This is a genomic window from Lactococcus sp. FSL W8-0209, from assembly GCF_038006585.1.
GTDB classification, from domain to species: Bacteria; Bacillota; Bacilli; order Lactobacillales; family Streptococcaceae; genus Lactococcus; species Lactococcus lactis.
The window spans coordinates 1,540,314-1,560,656 of the sequence record NZ_JBBOVN010000001.1 but is presented as its reverse complement, the minus strand read 5'-3'; the positions used below and the strand labels follow the sequence as shown (position 1 = coordinate 1,560,656).

General features: G+C 33.2%; 15 protein-coding genes and 4 pseudogenes. 16 read left to right on the top strand and 3 right to left on the bottom strand.

Annotated elements, in window-relative coordinates; translation table 11 throughout:
* Nucleotides 1–125: 125 nt before the first annotated feature.
* Nucleotides 126–4,388: a bacterial Ig-like domain-containing protein gene (locus MKX45_RS07660; RefSeq protein ID WP_340816973.1), complete on the top strand. Its 4,263-nt coding sequence runs from the start codon at nt 126–128 to the stop codon at nt 4,386–4,388.
* 106 nt (nt 4,389–4,494) lie between these two features.
* Here MKX45_RS07660 and MKX45_RS07655 read toward each other — a convergent pair whose 3' ends face one another.
* Nucleotides 4,495–4,908, bottom strand: a complete 414-nt coding sequence (locus MKX45_RS07655; RefSeq protein ID WP_270797140.1) for a VOC family protein — start codon at nt 4,906–4,908, stop codon at nt 4,495–4,497.
* A 272-nt stretch (nt 4,909–5,180) separates the two neighbouring features.
* On the opposite strand from MKX45_RS07655, the gene MKX45_RS07650 reads away from it, so the two are divergent.
* The 12 genes and pseudogenes from MKX45_RS07650 (at nt 5,181) to MKX45_RS07600 (ending at nt 14,913) form a co-directional block, all read left to right on the top strand.
* Nucleotides 5,181–5,894, top strand: a complete 714-nt coding sequence (locus tag MKX45_RS07650) for a metal ABC transporter ATP-binding protein (RefSeq protein WP_015426566.1) — start codon at nt 5,181–5,183, stop codon at nt 5,892–5,894.
* 7 nt (nt 5,895–5,901) lie between these two features.
* Entirely contained in the window at nt 5,902–6,756 is an 855-nt protein-coding gene (locus tag MKX45_RS07645) for a metal ABC transporter permease (RefSeq protein WP_336270165.1), read from the top strand.
* Nucleotides 6,740–7,681, top strand: a complete 942-nt coding sequence (locus MKX45_RS07640; RefSeq protein ID WP_015426564.1) for a metal ABC transporter substrate-binding protein — start codon at nt 6,740–6,742, stop codon at nt 7,679–7,681. The genes MKX45_RS07645 and MKX45_RS07640 overlap by 17 nt, the downstream gene beginning before the upstream one ends.
* Before the next feature lie 878 nt (nt 7,682–8,559).
* On the top strand, nt 8,560–8,886 hold the full coding sequence (locus tag MKX45_RS07635; RefSeq protein WP_015426563.1) for a helix-turn-helix domain-containing protein: 327 nt from the start codon (nt 8,560–8,562) through the stop codon (nt 8,884–8,886).
* Between the two features lie 168 nt (nt 8,887–9,054).
* Nucleotides 9,055–10,278, top strand: a pseudogene (locus MKX45_RS07630) (adhesive domain-containing protein); the annotation flags it as partial.
* Nucleotides 10,279–10,284: 6 nt separating this feature from the next.
* Nucleotides 10,285–10,725, top strand: a pseudogene (locus tag MKX45_RS12550) (adhesive domain-containing protein); the annotation flags it as partial.
* 206 nt (nt 10,726–10,931) lie between these two features.
* Entirely contained in the window at nt 10,932–11,252 is a 321-nt protein-coding gene (locus MKX45_RS07620; protein WP_227150106.1) for a hypothetical protein, read from the top strand.
* On the top strand, nt 11,234–11,404 hold the full coding sequence (locus tag MKX45_RS12545; RefSeq protein ID WP_240664936.1) for a hypothetical protein: 171 nt from the start codon (nt 11,234–11,236) through the stop codon (nt 11,402–11,404). Before MKX45_RS07620 ends, MKX45_RS12545 begins: the two co-directional genes overlap by 19 nt.
* A gap of 94 nt (nt 11,405–11,498) precedes the next feature.
* A complete protein-coding gene (locus MKX45_RS07615) occupies nt 11,499–12,080 on the top strand; it encodes an anthranilate synthase component II (protein WP_015426560.1) in 582 nt (193 codons plus the stop codon).
* A gap of 4 nt (nt 12,081–12,084) precedes the next feature.
* Nucleotides 12,085–13,971, top strand: a complete 1,887-nt coding sequence (gene pabB, locus MKX45_RS07610) for an aminodeoxychorismate synthase component I (protein WP_340816971.1) — start codon at nt 12,085–12,087, stop codon at nt 13,969–13,971.
* A gap of 188 nt (nt 13,972–14,159) precedes the next feature.
* A complete protein-coding gene (locus MKX45_RS07605; protein WP_017864571.1) occupies nt 14,160–14,531 on the top strand; it encodes an ArsC/Spx/MgsR family protein in 372 nt (123 codons plus the stop codon).
* Between the two features lie 58 nt (nt 14,532–14,589).
* Complete coding sequence (locus MKX45_RS07600; protein ID WP_015426557.1) at nt 14,590–14,913, top strand: arsenic metallochaperone ArsD family protein; 324 nt, start codon at nt 14,590–14,592, stop codon at nt 14,911–14,913.
* Nucleotides 14,914–14,968: 55 nt separating this feature from the next.
* Here the strand turns inward: MKX45_RS07600 and MKX45_RS07595 are convergent, their stop codons facing one another.
* Complete coding sequence (locus tag MKX45_RS07595) at nt 14,969–15,505, bottom strand: ClbS/DfsB family four-helix bundle protein (protein ID WP_015426556.1); 537 nt, start codon at nt 15,503–15,505, stop codon at nt 14,969–14,971.
* 230 nt (nt 15,506–15,735) lie between these two features.
* On the opposite strand from MKX45_RS07595, the gene MKX45_RS07590 reads away from it, so the two are divergent.
* The gene (locus MKX45_RS07590; protein WP_340816970.1) at nt 15,736–15,951 is read left to right on the top strand and encodes a hypothetical protein; all 216 of its coding nucleotides are present in this window, start codon (nt 15,736–15,738) and stop codon (nt 15,949–15,951) included.
* A 10-nt stretch (nt 15,952–15,961) separates the two neighbouring features.
* Here MKX45_RS07590 and MKX45_RS07585 read toward each other — a convergent pair.
* Nucleotides 15,962–17,119, bottom strand: a pseudogene (locus MKX45_RS07585) (IS3 family transposase).
* 79 nt (nt 17,120–17,198) lie between these two features.
* Between MKX45_RS07585 and MKX45_RS07580 the strand changes: the two are divergent.
* Together MKX45_RS07580 and MKX45_RS07575 are read left to right on the top strand one after the other, a co-directional pair.
* Nucleotides 17,199–18,035: pseudogene (locus MKX45_RS07580) on the top strand (metal ABC transporter solute-binding protein, Zn/Mn family); the annotation flags it as partial.
* A 298-nt stretch (nt 18,036–18,333) separates the two neighbouring features.
* The gene (locus tag MKX45_RS07575) at nt 18,334–20,295 is read left to right on the top strand and encodes a MucBP domain-containing protein (RefSeq protein WP_057720640.1); all 1,962 of its coding nucleotides are present in this window, start codon (nt 18,334–18,336) and stop codon (nt 20,293–20,295) included.
* Nucleotides 20,296–20,343: the final 48 nt, after the last annotated feature.

Below are 20,343 nucleotides of genomic sequence, written 5' to 3'. Positions count from 1 at the left end.
ATCAAAAAGGAAACTATTTATAAAAGCAAATCATGAATAATACTTCCAAACACTTGAATTGTTATTAATTTAAATGTATTATGTTATTGTGAAACAATTTTATTTTAAACGAAAAGGAATAAACTATGGAGAAACTTAAGAAAGAAAATCTCAAAGAAGTAAACACTCAATTTCGTACTTGGAAATCTGGTAAAAATTGGCTTTATAGTTCTGCAGTTATTGCATTTATATTAGTAGGTGCTTTAGGAACTGAACTAGACGTACATGCAGATGGACAAGTTCTTAGTTCAGCGGGTGCTACTGGGACGGAAAATACCGCAACCGGAGGTTTAGGATCTAATGCCACCGCAGGCGCTGATAATGCCTCATATGCTAATTCACTGCAAAGTTCAATCACTTCTTCAAATATGGTGGTTGCAAGTAGTTTAGCAGCTACCTCAAGTGTGGCTAGTTCTACAACTGTAACGAGTACGAGTAACGTTGTTTTAAGACAAGATGGAACTTCAGTAATTTCAAACTCTTTAGGCTCTACTGCAGCTCCAACAGGACTTCCAGAAACTAAAAATACAACTAATACTGACGGAACTTATAGTGTTAATAGTTCTGTTAACAGAGTTGATTCCTCAGCCTCACCAGCTTTAGGAGTTACAAATAGCACAGCATTAAATAATAATGGGGCAGTACAAGCTGGTAGTAGTGCAAACTCTTCAACATCATTTGATATTAAGCAAACTCAAATAGTACCTTCAGGAGAACCAGCTAATGATATTCTGTCTGGGGGAAATTATTCATGGACAGTTGAAGCCCCTTCTGATTTAGTAGAGGCTGGTCTATCAGTAGCAGATACCAAAGTAATTTATGCAGCAAATCAGGAATCGACAGCTAATTTACAAGGGACTACAACAACTCTCGCTGTAAAAAATAATGCAACGGCACAAACAATTGGTGGTTCTTATCAAATAATAAATGAAGGAGCTCAAAGTTACTATCCGAACGATGTGGTGGGAAGTGAAGAGTTTGTTCAATCAACTTCTACAACTACAAAAAATTCTGCTATTGCATCCTCGATTGCTGATTTGTCAAAAACTACTAGTTCTATGGCGATTGATTATGCTTCATTGTCTGCCGCAGAATCACAAGTAATTGCAGCAGGTGGATTTAATGCAAGTGCGGCTTCTTTACTTGTACAGATGACGAATCTATTGACTAGTATTACTGCAAATAGTACAGCCATTGCTTCAATGCAAAATATGATGAGCGCAGAAGAAACTGGCTATATCGTCACTTCAGCAGCCAGTACTGCAATGGTTAGCATTCAATATACTGCTGACTCAAGTACGACAGAAGCTTTAGCTAATACTCTTGGAGGTGCAGTAGGAAGTGTGGCTTCCCTTGTAAATGATATAGCTGCAGGTGCGGGCTCTGCTTGGGTTTCAACTACTGATACAATCAATCAAATTTTGAATGGTAACTTAGCTTCCTCTCTTGCAACATATTTTACTGGTGCTTTAGAGGCTGTTATTGATCCAGCTGTAAGTGTTCCAGACAACGTCCTTAAGTATGTTGGACTCTCAGCAACAGATTATGTGAATGGAATTATTTCAAGTTCAGTAAATACTATTCTTTCGCCTTTTAACCAGTTGTCATTTAATTCTATTTTAAATGGCGGTCAACAACAACTTAATAATTTAATTACTACCGTTTTAGGTAATGAAATATCTATTCCAAATCCACTTACTGGAGGAGCACTTTTCTCTGGACCTACTATTGGTGAACTTTTAAAAATTAATCCTACTAGTTTTGAACAAGGAATTTATAATGTTGCTACTCAGATTCAGTCTATAACTACGGTTGCAGCGACAGCTTTACAACAGTATGGTAATAATGTTCAGTTTGCAATAAATTCTATTAATGAATCTGGAAAGGTATTGGCAAATGCTAGCTCCCCAACGAGCGGAATATTTACTGAAAATTATCTTGCACCAGTTGTTGATAACGGTGATGGTACCTTTACCGTTCAAGGAAGTGGTCATGGCTTTATTACTGCTGTAGCTAACTGGGCAACTAATCTTGTGACAAATTATACCCAATCAGTAGGTAATGAACTGGGAACGATTGTTACTCTACCAAGTTCGATTACAAATCTATTTGATGATTACTCAAGTAATACTTCTTATACAGGGCTTGCTATTGTAGATAACTTTTTGAATGGTATACTCAATACAACCACGGCAGCTTATAGTACCGCTTTAAAAGGATATAATTCTATTGTCCAAGGATTACAAGCAGATATTACAAATGGTTTAACAAACGGAACTAATAGTATAGGGTATTCTTTAGGTCAAACTTTAGCAGGAATAGGCAATATTGCTAATTTATCAAATTCTGCTATTGCTGGTTCAATACAAGGAAATTTAAGCAGCCCACTTGATGCTATCCAATTTGGTATTGGTGTGATTGATGGTGTTCTCAGCCTTGGTGGGAATGTTGGTGCAAATGGTACAGGAACAGCTGCTATTCCTACAATAACAGCATCTGCAACTATGACAGTTGGGTTTACAGCACAAGACCCAACCAGTCAGATTAGTCAAAACCTTGCATACGAAAACTATTATTATCAAGGTCAAAAAGCTGTTACAGGATCAAATCAGGATGGTATGTTTGTACCCGAAACGTTTGTAGTTAAACCAACTTTAAATGGAGCAACTACAACAATGGGAACTGCTGCAGCATCTACGCAAGGAGGGAATACTGCGGGAGTAAGTTTAAACAGCGCTCCTACACAGGCTGGTTATACAACAATTGTCTATCAAATGAACAATGAAAATATTAACCCTATAATTGCTCCAACTAGTGCTGTAACAATTACGACCCAATCTCAAACCGTATTTGTTGGGGATCAATATTCTCCAGATGCTGGCTTCGTTTCTGCAATCATCACTGGAGGTAAGAGTTTATCATTGGATGAACTCAGTGTATCTGGATACGTTAATACAAACTCAGTCGGAACTTATACAGTAGATTATAGTTACATTGATCCTATAACTGGTAAAATTTATAAATCATCTGCGCCAGTTTATGTTGCTTCTGGTAATCACCAACTTGCGGGAGCGTATTTACAAGGACAAATTTATGCGGATGGAAACCAACTAGCCTATGATTTTGTTCAAGTTGAAAATGATATGATGGACGCAAATACTTCTCAACCTACGGAAGGGACCCTTTATGACAGCCATACAGGTAAAATTATTGCTACCGCCCATGGAAATATGGTAGTTGATAATATCGGTGCTGGTCATGTTGTTTTGACTTATAACTTTGATGCTTCAAGTATTCCTGTGGGAGACATATTGACAAGTACAGTTACTTTTGCCGACCCAATTACTCTACCTGGATCAGGAAGCTTGACGGTTGTTGCACCAAACAATTCAAATAGTTCTAGCTCGACAAGTAATAGCAGTAATGTTGCATCTAGTTCTAATAACAGTGCTGAAAGTTCTAGTGCAACGAATAATTCAAGTATAGCTAGTAGTTCCTCAAGTTCTATAAGTAGTTCAGCTGCAACAGGAGGTGTAACACTTCCTGGTGAAGGATCACTCACGGTTGTCCCTCCTACCGGAACCACAGATCCAGGAGTAACTGGTCCAATAGGTCCTGAGGGTAAAGAGCCAGATATTAGCATTGGAGAAAATGGTGATTGGTATATTGATGGAAAAGATACGGGAGTTTCAGCACATGGGCCAGCAGGTGTAGCAGGTAAAGATGGTGCCGATGGTCAAAATGGTCAAAATGGTACAAATGGTAAAGACGGAGAAAGTCCAACACTTACAATTGGAAATAATGGAGATGTCTTTATCAATGGAAAAGATACGGGAGTTTCAGCACAAGGGCCAGCAGGTGTAGCGGGTAAAGATGGTGCTGATGGTCAAAATGGTACAAATGGTAAAGATGGAGAAAGTCCAACATTTACAATTGGAAATAATGGAGATATCTTTATCAATGGAAAAGATACGGGAGTTTCAGCGCAAGGGCCAGCAGGTGTAGCGGGTAAAGATGGTGCCAATGGTCAAAATGGTAAAGATGGAGTGAATACAGATGACACTCTTGGAAATAATATGAGAGTAAAAGTAATAGAAAAAGTACCATTTTCAAAAGTTGGGAACACTGCACTCTCTGTTCCTACAATATCGACTGGTAATAATTCAGCTCTTCGTAACAAGGTGAATGTTCTTAGTACGCCTATAGTATCGGAGCCATTTGGAGCTTTACTTCCTACTACAGGCTCAGATGAATTAATGAGTTCAGAGTTGATGGCACTTGGCTTAGGTTTGCTTTCAGTATTGACAATTGGAGGAATTGCATGGAGAAAGAATACATTTGAAAGATAATTAACTAGTTTCTTTTGAAAATAAAATATAAGATTTCTTTTTTAAAATAAAAAAGGCTCTCGTTTGTGAGAGCCTTTTTACTAGTTAGAGAAATTTTTTCATGAAATCAATTTTTTCCCATCTCAGAATTCATCCAAACAGGCTCTAAACAGTTGCCGTCTAGATCTTGGACTTCAAGACCATACATCATTTCTTCAGAAATACCATTATCTAAATGGATAGTTTTTCCACCATTTTCATCCGCTAATTTTCCGAAATTCTTAACGGACTGAGCGTTTGCAAAAGTAAAAGAAATTAATGCTGAACTTGTTGACTTCGTATCTGCAATTTCTTTTTCGCCAATAAATGTTTTATAACGAGCGCGTGATAATAGCATGATAAAGAAATTTTCATCCCAAATCATACAACTAACTAACTCATCCGAGAAATCGGGGTTCTTTTTGAAACCTATTTTTTCATAAAAACTAGTTGATGCTTCAATATCAGATACTGGAAAATTTACAAGAACCATAGTTGTCATATTGTTTGCCTCCTTGCGTAAATGAAAACGTTCTCTAAAAGATCTTACTTGAAGTATAACAGATAATAGTGCAGGAATCCAAACTTATGACTTAAACTTTTTGAGAACCAAATCTGCAATTTAGTATGGAAAGAAAACTGTGAGTTTTCAAATATATTAATTAATATTAAAAGATAAATAGCCTACGCAAAATATATTGATTAAATATTTAGCGTATGCTATAATTGTGAAAAGATTTATAAGTTTTTATTTACCAGCATAAGGAGAGAACAATGATAAGTACTAAACATTTAAATGTATTCTATAATGAAAATAAAGTCCTGAAGGATATTCAACTAGAAGTTAAACCTGGGAAAATCACTGGTATTATCGGACCAAATGGTGCAGGAAAATCTACTTTAATCAAGGCTATTCTCAATATTATTCCACATTCTGGAAAAATATTAATAAATGGTAAGGTAAGTAAAAAGGAACTGAAAAATATAGCTTATGTAGAGCAAAAAAGTGATATTGATCATACTTTTCCAATTAAAGTTAAGGAGTGCGTATCTCTTGGTACTTATACGGGATTAAAGCTGTTTCAAAAACTTGGAAATAAAGAATGGTCAAGGGTTTCTAACGCTTTACAAAAAGTTAACTTATCAGAATATGAAAATAGGCAGATAGGTGAACTATCAGGTGGTCAATTTCAAAGGGTTTTGTTGGCAAGGTGTTTAGTTCAAGAAGCAGACTATATCTTTTTAGATGAACCATTTGTAGGGATAGACTCAATAAGTGAAAAGATTATTATGAATATTCTTCAAGATTTAAAAAGTCAAGGGAAAACCATTTTAATAGTACATCATGATCTAAGCAAAGTAAGAGAGTATTTTGATGATATTATTATTTTAAATAGAGAATTAATTTCTTATGGTTCAGTAAGAGATAGTTTTAATCAAAAATACTTAAAAGCGGCATATGGAGATAATATATTTATAGGAGATTAAGAATCAAATGATACAGAATTTTATAAATGGTTTATATGAATTCCATTTTTTACAGAATGCTTTAGTTACAGCAGTTGTGATAGGCGTAGTTTCAGGAGCACTTGGTTGTTTCATCATTTTGAGAGGAATGTCCTTAATGGGTGATGCGATTTCTCATGCAGTACTTCCCGGTGTTGCTATTTCCTATATTTTAGGAATAAATTTCTTTGTAGGGGCAATTATTTTTGGATTACTTTCCTCGATAATTATTACTTTCATAAAAAATAATAGTATTATCAAAGGAGATACTGCGATTGGAATTACATTTAGTTCATTTCTAGCTTTAGGTGTTATATTAATTGGAATTGCCAATAGTTCAACGGATTTATTCCATATCCTTTTTGGAAATATTTTAGCAGTGCAAGATATTGATAAATGGTTAACAATAGGTGTTTCAATAGCTGTCTTAGTCGTCATCGTTCTATTTTTTAAGGAACTTTTAATTACATCATTTGACCCCTTAATGGCAAGAGCAATTGGAATGAAAGTTAATTTTTATCACTATCTTTTGATGGTTTTATTGACGCTTGTATCAGTGACTGCAATGCAAAGTGTTGGAACAATTTTAATTGTTGCTATGTTAATTACGCCAGCAGCAACAGCATATTTATATACTAATAGCTTGAGGAAAATGATAATTCTCTCCTCATCATTAGGGGCAGTTTCTTCCGTTTTAGGTTTATTTATAGGTTATAGCTTTAATATTGCTGTCGGCTCAAGCATTGTTATTACCTCAGCTATCATTTTTGCAATTAGTTTTTTAGTTTCACCAAAACAAAATTTTATAAAAAAGAAGGTTAAAATTGATGAACAAAAAATATAAAAATATATTGATAACTTTTATAGCACTAGGTGCTATCGTTTTTCTAGTAGGTTGCTCAAATAAAAAAACAGACCAAGTCACAGATAAAAAAATAAATGTGGTCGTGACTAATTCAATTTTGGCAGATATCACAAAAAATATTGCTGATGATAAAATCAATTTGCATAGTATAGTTCCGGTTGGAAAAGACCCGCATGAATATGAACCATTGCCTGTAGATGTTCAAAAAACTTCTAAAGCAGATTTAATCTTTTACAATGGTTTAAACTTGGAAACAGGTGGAAATGCATGGTTTACAAAACTAGTGAATAATGCAAATAAAAAAGAAAATATTGATTATTTTCCTGTAAGCACTGGAGTTGAGGTCATTTATCTTGAAGGAAATAACACTGAAGGAAAAGAAGACCCGCATGCTTGGCTCAATTTAGAGAATGGGATTATTTATGCAAAAAATATTGAACAACAGTTATCTAAAAAAGACCCAGTTAATAAGGACTTTTATAAACATAATTTAGATAAATATGTTAAAAAATTATCTGATCTTGATCAGCAAGCAAAATCCAAATTTTCTTTAATACCTGAAAATGAAAAGATGATTGTAACGAGCGAAGGTTGTTTTAAATATTTTTCTAAGGCTTATAATATTCCCTCTGCTTATATTTGGGAGATAAATACAGAAGAAGAAGGCACACCAGACCAAATAAAAAATCTGGTTAGAAAGTTAAGAGCTACTGAACTCAAATCGCTTTTTGTAGAAAGTAGTGTTGATAACCGACCAATGAAAACTGTCTCTAAGGATACAGGAATTCCAATTTATTCAACAATATTTACAGATTCAGTGGCGAAAAAAGGAGAAAATGGGGATAGCTACTATAGTATGATGAAATGGAATTTAGACAAAATTTATAAAGGGCTTGATAGATAGTCTTCTTGATTAATTTTAGCTGTTTTATGTTTGAAGAATATATGTAATAGCCTTAAAAAAAGGACTTTATCTAGGTCCTTTTTGTTATTACTTATAAGTTGAATAGTATTTACATATAAAAAAAATTATAAAATCGTAAAAATAAAATTCTAAACGATATTCAATATGAGTAATAATGACATATAAAAACAATTATGTCATTATTTCTTTTTTTATAGAAAGTAGGAATGGCTCTATAAAGGGTTTATATCTATTTTGGTAAAAAATAATGAATAAAAAATAAAAAATTATTCTATAAAATAAAAAAAAGACAAACACTAAAGTGTTTGCGATATAATACATCAACCTTATTGTAAACAGTATAACATAAAGTTATATAAGTGTAAACCATAAAAGTTGTAGTTAATTTGTTACAACATGTACTCTATACCATTTTATTTATTGATTTCAATATATATAACAGGGATTTAAAGCTGTAATTATAGGAATAATGAAGGTAATTTATCAAACTTATTCATAGAAGAAGTTTTAAATGTAAAAAAATTTCAAATAAGGCTAGTCTTTAAGAAAAACTAATCTTTTTTGTAAAGTTATATGAATACATTACAGATTCCGAAATATACGTAACACATATATGATACTGTATAATGTACATTATCTTTACGATTATGTCAAGTATTTTTTATAAAAAAACTTTGAGTGTTTATTATGTCTGATTGACTATCCACGTTAATACAACATTTTCTGTTGTTTCTTTCGGAAAAAGATTAGTTTTTCTGAAAGTACTTGAAATTATAGAAAAGAATTCCTTAATATAATTAAGATTCAAAATTAGAGGTTATCTTAAAATAAAATAATATTTAGTTTATGAGGAGAGTATGGAAGAGAATAGTAATTTTTACTTGCGTTTAGAAGAACTTGTTCGCCTATCGCATAAATCAAATAATCAGGTAGAAAGAGAACTCGGTTATCCCCGTAATGCCTTAAATAACTATAAGGGTAGAGGAGAACCTTCAGCTGTTCGATTGCTAGAATTAGCAAGTTATTTTGAAGTATCTCCAGAATTCTTGATTGGTAAGAGTCTAGATAAAGAAGTTAAATCTATAAAAGAGATATTTGAAAGATTAAACATGGCCCAAAGAAAAGAGATTTTTGAGTTAAGTTTAGACTGGATACTCTCACTAAAAGAGTCAAGTCTTAAATAGATATTAAAATCCTAATTTTGAAGCTTTAGACACGATATATGATTGTTTGTTAGTTGAAAGGGGGTAAAAGGTTAATAAATATTGTTCCGTCCAGATAATGGGACTCATTGTCACCTTCTAAAATTATTTTAGAGGGAAGAAGTAAAAAAACTAAATGGAGAAAGAAAAATGAAAAAATTCAAAAAGGCTAGTGCAGTTGCACTATTCTCAACAGCTTTGATCGGTGCAAGTGCAGTGGCAGTTCCTTTGATGAATGCTACATCTATTACTGCGCAAGCCTCAGAAGTAGACGTTACACTAGCTTCTAAAACTAAACTTGATTCTACTTATGGTTCACCAATTAATACAACAGGTTCACATATGGGGACACTTACTGTTACGAATAATATTGGTGCTCAAGCAAATATTTTACTTCAAACATTAAAATCTGCTGAAATTAAAATCCCTGCTGAATTAGCAAATAACATCAAATTTGATGATAATGCTGATGTTTCTGTCCAAATGGGGATTAATATCACTAAAATTCCTGTACTTGGAGATCTTTTTAATAGCCTTGCTACTGGAACAGATAATGCAATCAAAAAACAACTTGCAATTATGGTGAATAATCCTCAATTTGCTGGAAGCAACTTGGATAAAGTTTATGATGCTCTTAATGTTTTAGAAACTTTCCAAAATATGGATTTATCTAAGCAAGTTTCAAATATTACCGTTCAAGATGGTGTTGCGACTGCTAAATTCGACGATGCAACTGCTCGTCATATTGCAAATCAAATTATTACTATGCTTGATAACCTTCAAAATGCAATTAATATGGTTAATTGGGGAAGCGGGATTTTCGGAACTATCGGTAATACAATTACAAATATTGTAAAACCAGGTATCAATGCAGCTCTTAATTCAATTAAGAGTATTATCAACGGTTCAGCAAATATTGCAAGTATGTTTGGTAATGCAGGTGTATTTACATCAGCAACAATTAAATTCCCTGTAGACTTAAATCTACCAATGAGCTGGTTTGAACAATATGCTCCTAATGGTTTGACAACAAACTTTACTGCTGGTATTGAAAATACTTCAGGAATTAGCTGGGATATTTTTGAAAATACAGCAGATGCAAACAAAGATGTAGTATTCGCTGATATTGTTGCTCCAGCTACTCCTGTTCTTAGCAATGTTAAAAAATCATCTCTAATAGTAAAAGCAGAGGCTGGTTCAACAGTTACTGTTTACAATGCATCAGGTGCTAAAATTGGTAGTGCTAAAGTTCCAGGAACTGCTGACGGTAAAACACAAGCTACTGTAACTGTTAATATTACTGAACAAAAAGGTGGGGCAAAAATTTCAGCAAAAGCAGCAGATGCTAGTGGAAACACATCAGTTGCGGCTAATGCTACTATTCCAGGAGAACCAACTCCAAATCCAGATAAAACTCAAGTAGTTTACCGTTTGTATAATCCAAATACTGGGGAACACTTCTACCCAACATCAGCTTACGAACGTGACCAAGATATCAAAGCTGGTTGGAGAAATGAAGGAACATTAGAAACTGCTCCAACAAGTGGTACAGCAATCTACCGTGTTTACAATCCAAACGCTAAAGGTGGAGACCACTACTATACAACAAGCCAGTATGAAGCAAAAAGTCTTGTATCTAAAGGATGGAGATGGGATAACAATGCTAAACCTGTATTCTATTCAGGCGGAAGCAAAGCAGTATATGTTGCCTATAACCCTAATGCTGAAACAGGTGCCCACAACTATACTATGAGCTCATTCGAACAAAATTCATTGCTCAGCATCGGATGGAAATATGGTGAGACAGCCTGGTTTGCAGTTAAATAATAGATTTGGCTAAACGAATTTAATATTCTATATAAGCAACTATCGCTATTAAGCGATAGTTGCTTTTTTATTATAGTATGAAGTTCCTGAGGAATAAAATCAATCAATGATATACCATACAATATTAATATTGTATCTCACTTAGTGTAAAGCTATAATATTAATCGAAGAAAATTTATATATTAGCAAAAGGAACTAGAATGAAACAAGTAAGTTATGATGAAGTAGTTGAACTTTTAAGTTTTAAAGAATCAATTCAGTTAATGAGTGATTGTTTAAAAGGTCATGAGAACGGAACAATTGCTCAAATAGAACGAATTGTCGAAATATTACCTGATGGAAAAAATAAAAGTGTTTTTGATTTAATGCTAGCTTGTCTTGGTGAAAATCGTTATTTTGGTGCTAAAATTATAACTGCTTTTCCGGTTAATCATGCCTTAAATCTCCTTTCTCATGTTGGAGAAGTAATGTTATTTGATTCAAAAATGGACTTCCTGTTGTATTGGTTAACGCTAATGTAATTACTTGGATTAGAACGCCAGCTGTATCAGCTCTTGCTACAGACTTTTTGGCAAAAAAGATTCGTCAATTCTTACTTTATTTGGTAATGGATATTAAGCAAATTTGCCTTTGGAAGCATACTTTGGGTTCGTTCCATAAAAGTTATTCATGACTTTAATCCAAATATATGAAATACAATCTATAGATAAGATACCAGTAGAGGTCTTGACTAGATAATTTTAGTATAATTGAAGAAGGAGGCTGAAATGAGATTGCTTTTAATTGATAATTATGATTCATTTACTTATCTATTGGTACAGTATTTCGAGGAATTAGATTGTAGTGTAACAGTGGTTAATGACCAAGATAAAATGAGTCAGAAAATTAGAATTTCTCCGGATTTTATTTGTGAAAATTATGATGCGATTATCATTTCTCCAGGTCCAAAAACACCAAAAGAAGCCGTTTTTAGTAGGGATGTAGTTCAATTATACGCTGGAAAAATTCCTATGTTAGGAATTTGCTTGGGTCAGCAAGTCATTGCTGAATGTTTTGGGGGAAATGTTGTTCTTGGTGAGAGGCCAATGCATGGAAAAATTTCTGTCATTCGTCATAATTGTCAAGGAATTTTTAATGGACTTCCACAAAATTTGAAAGTTGCACGTTATCATTCATTGATTGTCGATAAACTACCTAATGATTTTGAAATTGATGCGCAAAGTGAGGATGGTGTTATTCAGGCGATTCATCAGCCAAAATTAAAATTGTGGGCTTTACAATTTCACCCAGAAAGTTTAGTTACTGAATATGGTCATGAAATGTTAAATAATTTTTTGAAAGTGGTGTAGTCTTTTGAAGGAATTTATAATAAAAAATACGGATATTTGGAAAATTTTCCTAAAATATTATCGGTCAGATGAAGAAATTGTTTTTTTACATAGTAGTCAGGTGACCGAAAATGAGCATTATAGTATTTTAGCTCATAAACCTTATAAAAAGGTTTCAAAATATAAGGGTCAAGTGTTTTTTAATGGTGAAAAAAAGAAGTTCAATTTTTTAGATGCGGTAGATTTGCTGAAGGATGAGAGAGTTGAACGACCTAAAAATTGGCCTTTTTATCCAGAATTATTGGGTTTTGTAAGTTATGAGCAAGATCCGGCTTGTTTTGCAGCTTATGATGAAGTTTTACTTTTTGACCATATAACAAAACTGTTACGGGTCGTGCAATTTGAACAAACTGATGGCCAATATTGGCTGACTGAATCGGAAGAAATTGAAGTGGATTCAGAGATTGAGTTTGATGGTCAGAATGGCATAGGGGCTGTTTTTATTGACCAAACGAGGCAAGAATATATTGCTTCAATAAAAAAATTACAAGATTATATGAAGGCTGGCGATATTTATGTCGCCAATTTGACGCAACAATTTAAAATTTGGTCCGATCAAAAACCTATTGATGTTTTTAAGAAAACAAGGAAACAAATTCCTGCTCCTTTCTCATCATTTTTACAATATCCTGAATGGAAAATGACGCAAATATCAAGTTCTGTGGAACGCTTTGTTTCTATTCATAATGGAGCATTAATTTCAAAACCCATTAAAGGAACAATTGCCAGAGGAGAAAATGTTGTCGCTGATAGATTACAAAAGGAAATACTTTCCAATAGTAGTAAAGAACGGTCTGAGTTACTGATGGTGACGGATTTATTGCGTAATGATATTGCCCGAATTAGTCAACCTTTTTCTTTGTCTGTCCCTAAATTTGCAGAAATTGAAACTTTTTCTCATGTTCATCAACTGGTGACTTCAATAAAAAGTAGAATTAAAGAAGATTTGACTTTTTCAGAATTTATGACGGCTTTATTCCCGGGAGGGTCAATCACAGGTACACCTAAGAAGCGGGCAATGGAGATTATTAAGGAAGTTGAAAAACAACCCAGAGGAATTTATACAGGGATGCAGGGTTGGTTAAGTCGAGAAATGGATTTGGATATGAACATCGTGATTCGGACATTAGTTCATGACGGTGAGCATTATCAGCTTGGTGTAGGCGGTGGAATTACGTTCGAGAGCGAAGCAGAAGCAGAGTTTTCAGAGATATTACTAAAAGCAAAACCTTTTTTAGATATATTAGGTGTAAAAGATGTTCCAAGTATTTTATTTACAACAGGTCTTGTCAAAAATGGTGAATTGTTAAATTTAGAGGGGCATGTCAATCGCTTGAAAAAACAATACCATCATCCAGATTTGGAAGAAAAATTGAGAATATTTGCTCAAAATGTTACTGACAGAGTTTTACGTGTCAGTACTGACGGAGATTCTTTGACCCCTGAGATTCGTCAACTGACGCATTCAAATGAGGACTATCGAGTTAAACTGTCGTCAATTAATGACGAACCTAGTCTTTTGTCTAACTTTAAACTTTCAGGTCCAGATTTTCAAAAGGTCTTTCGTCAGGAAGTCTTAGATGCGAAAAAAGAAGGGTTTCAAGATATTCTATTTCATACAGATGGTTTGGTCAGTGAATTATCAATCGGAAATTTTGTGGCAAAAAAGGGTAATCAGTACGAAACGCCAGCCAAATATGCTCTAAAAGGAACTTTTTTAGATTTATTTGCGAAAAATCATACGCTAATATATAAAGATATTGACCTTTCTGATTTGAAAACTTACGATTGTTTTTATATGACAAATGCTGTCAGAGGATTAGTTGAAATTAAAATTGACGGAATTTCCTAATATAAGTCCTTGGTTTTACTGACCAAGGACTTTTTTTGGAGCAAAAATTACTGACAGAATCTGTCAGTAAAAATATTCTAAAAATTTACTGACAAAAATAAATTAAAATTAAGAAATACATCTCAAGTCTGAATTTTTAATCGCAAAAATGAGTTACAATAGATTTTATAAAGGAGAGGAGCGTGAAGATGATTAAAATCTACCAAAAATCAAGTTCAAACCAGTCAGCTGAGCGCGTTACCAGTTGGTTTAAAAAGCGAAATATTCCTTATGTTGTCATTTCCAAAACTTCATTGTGTAAAGAAGATATTGTCAGAGTTTTAGAGCTTTCAAATAAAGGTTTTGAGGAAATTATTGTTTCTGAATCAAAAGCACCCAAACTTTATTCCGAACTAAGAAGTTCTTGTGATATGGACCAAATTTCGACGGAGCAAATGATTCAATTTATTTTGAAAAATCAGCAATTATTACGTTCACCAATTACTTTTGATGACCGTCGTTTACTTATAGGTTATAATAACGAAGATATTCGGACCTTTATTCCTTGGCGTCTCCGTTAGTGAATTTGACCTGCTCTTTTGATATAATAATTTTAATGACAAAAGACAGGACATTAAGATGAAAATTGAACTTTTTGAGGAAGATATTCCCGAATTTAGTAATGAAATGATGACATTAACCCAAGTTTTTGCCACTTTTAAATGTGGTGAAGACTTGCAAATGGCACGTTACAATTTAAAAAATCAGTCAGAAATTTTTCAAAACTATCCTCAAGTGACACAGATGTTGGAAAAAAAGGATGTTTTACCTCTGACCCTTGTAGATGGAGAAATCACATTGATTGGTGACTATCCAACGGTGGAAGATTTGACAGAAATCACGGGCTTAAGTTTTCAAAATCTCGGATGTGAAGAAGACTGTCAGGACTGTTCTTGTCAGTAAAATTTACTGACAGAAATGATTAAACTCAAGAAACTAATAATAAAAATAAAAAACCTCATAGTTCTGAGGTTTTTTTATGTAATTTAATTTTTTTATAAGCCCACTCGTAGTGCGATGACATAGAAGACTGAAAATATTGCCCCAGACTAGTTGAACCTGTCCAATCAAAATATTTTTTTGTGAACAATTCTTTGTTTGAAAAATTTTCAATGAGGGTGATTAGCTCCATATGGCTTTCAGAAAGTTGTTGTGTTATCTCAGATAATGATTTTTTTTGCCCATTTATTTGAAAATTATCATTCATTTCACCATAATTTTTCCAATTATAAGGAGAGGGCAGAAAGGGCGTTTTCTCTCCTCTTTTATTTTTTTCGACAAAGTTGATTAATAACTGATGCCACTCATAGAGATGAACCATGACGTCTCTTAGATTTTTATCTCTTGCCCAATGCTTTTCTTTTTTATCTTCAACATTAAAAGTAAAATTATCATTTTTTGTTTCTTCGTTTAGTGAATTGATTAGTGAACATAATTTCTGCCAACTTTCTTCAGAAAAAGTAATTAATTCCTCTTTGGATTGAGCTCTTGCCATTATGATATCTCCTATTTTCAATTTTATTAATATTCTATCACAGTTATATTCCTTTTCAAATAAGAATACTAATTTATATCTCACAGTTAGAGTCTTTTTGTACTCTAAAATATATTAATTAAAAATTTGTCCAGAGTTCTGGACAAAAAAAAGTAATCACGTTCTAGAAAGTAGGATAAAATAAGGATATAAGATAAGAGTAACAAGGAAAAGAGGGGAAAGGAACAATCATGTTTTTAAATACCAATGAACGACAGGTAATGGGCCTTCTAAATTTTGAAAATTATGTTGCTGCCATAGCTTTAGCCAAACAGTTACTTGTCTCTGATAAAACAATTAGAAGAATAATTATTAAAATTAATGAAGGATATTTAGAATATCATGGAAAACCATTAATTATTTCTCAAGCAGGCAAAGGATTTAAACTTTCTGATTACTTGGACTAATGTCAAATATTTAGACACAAAATGAGCTATATTTTCTTAAAATAATTTTCTTCTTTCTGATTTGGAGTTAAACCATTGTTGGCGGAATGAGGATTATAATTGTTATAAAATTGTTCGATGTATTCAAAGCAAGAGAGTTGAACTTCTTGAATGGAGTGATAAGTTCTGCGATTAATTTCTCGTTGTTTAAGATACTTGAAAAAGACCTCAGTCACGGCATTATCATAAGGATATCCAGGCTTGGAGTAAGAAGCAAGCAATTGATGCTCATCTAATAGCTTTCTAAAGGAAGCTGACTTAAATTGACTGCCTTGATCAGAATGAAAAATGATTGGTTCTTTAGGTTTTCTTTTCTTTATAGCTATCTCTAAGGTATCACAGGCGAGTTTGGCATCAATTCGATCACTTACTTTCCACGCAATACATTTCCTTGAGTAGAGGTCAAGAATAGCACAGAGATAAATATGTCGTTTAGGTCCTATAGAAATATAAGTGAAGTCAGTTGTCCACACTTGATTTGGGGAGTTCGGGTTAAATTCTTGTTTCAGTAGATTATCAGAAGAAAATTCGGGCGATTTGTTTGAATAAAAACGAGGTTTAATGGTTGACATTTTAGGGAGTGTCATAGACTTGAGAAGTCTTAAGATACGCCCTTCAGAAATATTGACGCCATAATCACGCAGGAGAATAATTTTAAAAGCTCTTGTTCCGATTCTTTTCTTGGCTTTCATATAGATTTCAAGAAGTAATTTTCTCAAGCGTTGATTTTCTACTTCACGCTTCGAAGGCCTCTTGTTTATGAAGTTATAGTAGGTGGAACGATTGACATGTAAAACACGACAGAGCATAACTGTCGTGTGTTCAAATCGGAGTCTATAGATGGCTTTCAATCTTACTTGGAGTTTTGCATGAATATGGCACTCGCTTTTTTTAAGATCAGATTTTCTTCCTCTAGTTGGGCATTCCTTTTTTGTAATTTTTGAATCTGTTTAGCAGTCAACACCGTATTATCTTCAAGACGCACTTGAGAGTACTGCTTAATCCATTTTGCAAGTGCAGAAGAAGATACCCCATAATCTTTACAGAGTTCAGTTTGTGTTTTACCAGTTTGATAGAGATTAACGAGCGATTGTTTGAAATCCTCGTCGTAACGTTTAAAACCTGACATAAAAGTCCTTTCATTTTTGTGTCTTAATAGACAGATTATAACACACAATTTTCTGTCCACTTTTATAGTATAGCTCCAAAATCCTGACAAAGAGCCTTCAGCTAAAAGATTGGGGGAATTAAAAAAATATGTTGAAGCTAATAGTATTCAGTATATTTATTTTGAAAAAAATGCTAATGATAAATTTGCCAAAACACTCGCCAAAGAAGCAAAAGTAAACGTTGAGGTGCTTAATCCATTAGAAAGTTTGACGAAGAAAGAACTTTCAGAAGGCGGGAATTATATCAAAGTTATGGAACAAAATTTAATAGCCCTGAAGAAAACAACAGATACTGAGGGAAAAGACATTCAAGCAGAAGAGAAAAGTAAAGAAGGAAAAACGGTTGCCAATGGCTATTTTTCTGATGGTGATGTGAAAAACCGTTCCTTAAGTGATTATAGTGGAAATTGGCAATCAGTCTATCCTCTCTTGGAAAATGGAACATTAGACCAAGTGTTTGAGCTTAAATCAAAGATTAATAAAGATATGTCAGCTGCTGACTATAAGGATTATTACACAAAGGGTTATAAAACGGATGTTGACCAAATTTTAATAGATGATAAAACGATGAGTTTCGTTAAAAATGGGGTAAAAGAGAGGTATACATATCAATATAAAGGCTTCAAAATTCTAAACTATAGTAAAGGAAACCGAGGGGTTCGCTATTTATTTGAATCAAATGATCCCAAAGCTGGTGAATTTAAATATGTTCAATTTAGTGATCATAATATTAGCCCCGTAAAGACAAGTCATTTTCATATTTTCCATGGTGGAGAGAGCCAAGAAAAAGTTTTATCTGAATTAGAAAATTGGCCAACTTATTATCCGAAAAAGTTGACGGGCTTTGAGATTGCTCAAGAAATAATTGCACATTAGTAGCGTGTAATATAATGATAATTAAATGTTGTTAAATCGTAAAAAAGTTTTTCAGAGCAAACTGAGAAACTTTTTTTTACTACAAATTAGAAATTGCAATAAATTAATTAATTTGTTTACCATTAAGAATAAAAGGGTAAAGTGAACAATAGATAAAGTTAATGACGGCAGAAGTACTAAATGTAATGAATAGTCTAAAATAGTATTGAAATATATATGTTTTAATAGTTTTGAAATGCATTGACATGAAAACGCTTGTGTGATAAGCTGTAACTTAAACATTACACAAGGAGTTATTATGAAAAAGATACATTTAAATAAATGGAAACATAAGAGTAGTCTTTATCTTATGCTGTTTTGTTTGTCTTTACCATTGGCCTTAACACCCTTAAGTGTCTCGGCAACTGAAACAGAAACAGAATCTGAACAAACAGCACCAACAAGTCAAAAAGATGCTTCTGAAACTACATCTGAAAGTCAAACGGTGGAATCCTCTACTAATGATCAAAACCAAAATAATTCAACGATTTCCTTACCAGAAAGTTCTTCTACTACTAGCTTAGCGCCTTCTGAAAGTCTGACTTCTGATTCAAAAAAATTGGCGCAAAAAGAGGAAGTAGTTGCCTCAACAACGGTTGCTGAACCAAAAGCAGCAGTAAGTGCCACAATCTCTGTGCCAGACCCAAATTTAAAACAAACAATTTTATCAACTTTAGGGCTTGCAACGACTGCTGAACTGACTCAGACAGATATGGATAAATTAACGAATTTAACTTTAAATTCAGTAGATATTTATAGCCTAGTTGGACTTGAACATGCAACCAATCTTTCATCAATTTATATTAACGTCAATAACAAAATCACAGATTTTACACCATTAGAATCATTAACCAAACTGACATTTGTTACCCTACAAACTAGTTCATTAACCAGTGATAACTTTCCAAATCTTACAGCAAGTCAGGGTTTGACAAATTTGTCAATTGGTGGAACTAGCGTGGATAATTCTGTATTAGCAAAAATTGTTAATTTAAAAGCTTTAGTAAGACTTTATATGGATAGTAATATGAATATTACAACCATTGAGCCATTAAAAGTTCTTCCAAACCTAAAGAGTCTTAGTGTTCAATTTTGTGGGATCACAGATTTTACTGTCATTAAAGATTTTCCAATAATGTCTGACTTGGCAGCATTTGGTCAAAATACTGGAAGAAATGATCCTCCAACTACGGTGACAAGATCGAGCTTGAAATATAATGAAGATGAGCAAAGTGTTTATATTCCATTTTCAATGATGCCTAATCGAATGACGAATTTTGATGGTTATATTCCACCTTTTTCAACTTCAAACTCTGCCAGTAATACTTATTTTGATTTTAATGGAACTCAACTTCCAGCCAGTCGTTTGCAAATAGATGACAATGGAATCACTATCAATTCAGTTAGTTCTGAAGAATATCAAGGAATAAAATCTTTTGAGTATAATGCTCGTTTAAATAACCCAGCAGGAACGTATGCAGTTCCCGATGGCTATACGTTTTATGCAATATCCTCAGGTACTTATTTACATCAATTTGATGTCGTTGATGATGGGGCCCCAGTCACAGTTAAGTATCAAGATGAAAAAGGTCAAGAACTAGCACCGTCAGAGGTTTTAAATGGTTATGTAGGAGCAACCTATAATTCAAAAGAACTAAGTTTCCAAGGATACTCTTTAATTAAAGTGGATGGTGATGCAACCGGTAAATTTACGGATAGTCCTCAAACAGTAACTTATATTTATCAGAAAAATGCTAAGATACTTGGTCAAGTGACGGTCAAGTATATAGATACAGATGATAAATCACTTTTCGGTGATGTTATTCAGACAGGGAATATTGGTGAAACTTATCATACAGAAAAGAAAGCACTAACCGGTTATACTTTCAAAAATATAATTGGTAATGCTTCTGGTCAATATACTGATAGCCCTCAAACAGTGACTTACGTTTATGAGAAAAATGCTAATCCTAATAAACCAGAAGAAGTTATTCCAGATTCTAGTGATAAAAATAATGTAAATCCAGACTCTAGGGAGAATGAAACAACGAAAGGGTCTAAGACTGTTAAAGATAAAGAATCAGTTGTAACTTCTAAAGAAAAGAATCTACCTGAAACAGGTGATAAAGAACAAGGAATGAAAAAACTTACTTTGTTTGGTTCTTTCTTGCTTATATTTGGTTCACTTGTGCTATTTATTCGATTTAGAAAAGTAGATTAATTATAATAATTATTTTATAAGAGCTTTGTTTTCTTAGCTCTTTTTTAA

What these genes read in the sequence shown, in the direction of transcription:
- MKX45_RS07660 (WP_340816973.1), top strand. Translation starts at nt 126, where the DNA reads ATGGAGAAACTTAAGAAAGAAAATCTCAAAGAAGTAAACACTCAATTT.
- MKX45_RS07655 (WP_270797140.1), bottom strand. Translation starts at nt 4,908, where the DNA reads ATGACAACTATGGTTCTTGTAAATTTTCCAGTATCTGATATTGAAGCA.
- MKX45_RS07650 (WP_015426566.1), top strand. Translation starts at nt 5,181, where the DNA reads ATGATAAGTACTAAACATTTAAATGTATTCTATAATGAAAATAAAGTC.
- MKX45_RS07645 (WP_336270165.1), top strand. Translation starts at nt 5,902, where the DNA reads ATGATACAGAATTTTATAAATGGTTTATATGAATTCCATTTTTTACAG.
- MKX45_RS07640 (WP_015426564.1), top strand. Translation starts at nt 6,740, where the DNA reads ATGAACAAAAAATATAAAAATATATTGATAACTTTTATAGCACTAGGT.
- MKX45_RS07635 (WP_015426563.1), top strand. Translation starts at nt 8,560, where the DNA reads ATGGAAGAGAATAGTAATTTTTACTTGCGTTTAGAAGAACTTGTTCGC.
- MKX45_RS07620 (WP_227150106.1), top strand. Translation starts at nt 10,932, where the DNA reads ATGAAACAAGTAAGTTATGATGAAGTAGTTGAACTTTTAAGTTTTAAA.
- MKX45_RS07615 (WP_015426560.1), top strand. Translation starts at nt 11,499, where the DNA reads ATGAGATTGCTTTTAATTGATAATTATGATTCATTTACTTATCTATTG.
- MKX45_RS07605 (WP_017864571.1), top strand. Translation starts at nt 14,160, where the DNA reads ATGATTAAAATCTACCAAAAATCAAGTTCAAACCAGTCAGCTGAGCGC.
- MKX45_RS07600 (WP_015426557.1), top strand. Translation starts at nt 14,590, where the DNA reads ATGAAAATTGAACTTTTTGAGGAAGATATTCCCGAATTTAGTAATGAA.
- MKX45_RS07595 (WP_015426556.1), bottom strand. Translation starts at nt 15,505, where the DNA reads ATGGCAAGAGCTCAATCCAAAGAGGAATTAATTACTTTTTCTGAAGAA.
- MKX45_RS07590 (WP_340816970.1), top strand. Translation starts at nt 15,736, where the DNA reads ATGTTTTTAAATACCAATGAACGACAGGTAATGGGCCTTCTAAATTTT.
- MKX45_RS07575 (WP_057720640.1), top strand. Translation starts at nt 18,334, where the DNA reads ATGAAAAAGATACATTTAAATAAATGGAAACATAAGAGTAGTCTTTAT.